Source organism: Streptomyces sp. NPDC038707 (assembly GCF_040636485.1).
GTDB lineage: Bacteria > Actinomycetota > Actinomycetes > Streptomycetales > Streptomycetaceae > Streptomyces.
Genome location: NZ_JBEZUP010000105.1, coordinates 1 through 1,286, shown reverse-complemented (window position 1 = coordinate 1,286; position 1,286 = coordinate 1). Strand labels below are relative to the sequence as shown.

2 protein-coding genes are annotated in these 1,286 nt (G+C 70.1%); both read right to left on the bottom strand.

Annotated features, from left to right (window positions below; translation table 11 throughout):
• The coding region (locus tag AB0E62_RS40020) for an adenosylhomocysteinase (protein ID WP_362206072.1) at positions 1-128 on the bottom strand (128 nt) is incomplete at its 3' end.
• An 80-nt stretch (positions 129-208) separates the two neighbouring features.
• Entirely contained in the window at positions 209-1,090 is an 882-nt protein-coding gene (gene metF / locus AB0E62_RS40015; RefSeq protein ID WP_362206069.1) for a methylenetetrahydrofolate reductase [NAD(P)H], read from the bottom strand.
• Positions 1,091-1,286 lie beyond the last annotated feature (196 nt).

Genomic DNA, 1,286 nt, shown 5'->3' with positions numbered 1-1,286 from the left:
TCCTTACGGATCGCCATCAGACCGGGCATCTCATGCTCGGCGAGAGTGATCTCCTTGCGACCGAACTCGGCCAGCGAAAGATCGGCGACCTTGAAATCCGCGGCATCGGCGGGGTGCTGGGAAGACATGTCCTACTCCGTATGCTGTCGGGCGGCCTTGGGCCGGTGGAATATGTGGAGGGGTGGAGGGGTGGGGCGGGCGCGGCGGGTCAGCTCCGCAGGGCCGGCATCGCGCCGCGTTCCGCCATGACGTCGCGGTGGATCTCGATGGCCGCGTCGGACTGGTTGAGGGTGATGTAGTGCAGGCCGGGAGCGCCCTCCGCGAGCAGCCGGTGGGCCATCCGCGTCGCGTACTCCACGCCGATACGGCGGGAGGCGTCCGGGTCCTCCCGGGCGGCTTCGAGTCGATGGGCCAGGTCTTCCGGGAAGGCGGCGTTGGAGAGTTCGGCGAACCGGCGGATCTGCCGCACGTCCGTGGCGGGCATGATCTCCGGGATGATCGGCGTTTTGCACCCCGCGGCGGCCACCCGGTCGCGCAGCCGCAGATAGTCCTCCACGTGGAAGAACATCTGGGTGATGGCGTAGTCCGCGCCGGCCCGGCACTTGGCGACGAAGTGCCGGATGTCGCTCTCCCAGTCCGGTGAGCGCGGATGGCGCTCCGGGAACGCCGCGACACCCACACTGAAGTCGCCCAGCTCGCGGACGAGCGTGACCAGTTCGTGCGCGTGGGTGAAGCCCTCGGGGTGCGCGGTCCACGGTCCGCCGGGATCGCCGGGCGGGTCGCCGCGCAGGGCCAGGACATCCCGGATACCGACATCCGCGTACTGGCCGATGATCCGGCGCAGCTCGGCCACCGAGTGCCCGACCGCCGTCAGATGGGCGACCGGGCGCAGCGTGGTCTCGGCCGCTATCCGCTTGGTGACCTCGACGGTGCGCTGCCGGGACGACCCGCCGGCACCGTAGGTGACGGACACGAACGTCGGGGACAGCGCCTCGATCCGGCGCACCGTCCCCCACAGCCGGCGCATCCCGGCGTCGGTCTTGGGCGGGAAGAACTCGAAGGAGAAGGACGGCTCACCCTCCGCCAGCAGCCGGCGCGTGGAGGGACGCGTGCGGGGGCCCTCGGGGGCGGTCGACAAGACGGAACTCCTTTCGCTGAACGGGCGGTCAGGGCCGGACGGACCGCCGCTAACGTGCGTTGAAGTACTTCGCCTCGGGGTGGTGGATCACGATGGCGTCGGTGGACTGTTCGGGGTGGAGCTGGAACTCCTCGGACAGGTGGACGCC